Raw genomic sequence first — 282 nt, 5'->3', positions numbered from 1 at the left:
GGATATCTGTTGATGTTGTTGGTTCAGCAGTTGGAGTAACTGGAGTTACTGTTGGTGTGTAGGTTGCTGAGGCTTTGGTTCCGTTTTTATCTTCACGAACCACTGTTACAGCTGGTGCAGTTCCTACGAATGATTTTTCTGGTACGAAAGTTACTGTACCATCTGGAGCAACGGTGTAAGTTCCTTCACCATCGACAGTCTTCGTAGTTGAGCCATCTTCGAAGGTTGCTGGAGTATCTTCATCGATTGGAACATTTGGATTTCCTTCGGTGAAGGTTGGTT

The 282-nt window shown here is 44.7% G+C and carries 1 protein-coding gene; it reads right to left on the bottom strand.

What is annotated here, in order from left to right; all coding sequences use genetic code 11:
- Positions 1 to 282, bottom strand: a 282-nt coding sequence (locus tag AX662_RS02280; protein WP_156430685.1) for a hypothetical protein, incomplete at both ends; no start/stop codon positions are given.

The sequence above is a fragment of the Streptococcus sp. CCH5-D3 genome (genome assembly GCF_001556435.1).
GTDB lineage: Bacteria > Bacillota > Bacilli > Lactobacillales > Streptococcaceae > Streptococcus.
Note: the sequence above shows the minus strand (reverse complement) of the source record. Positions and strands in the feature narration are given on the sequence as shown.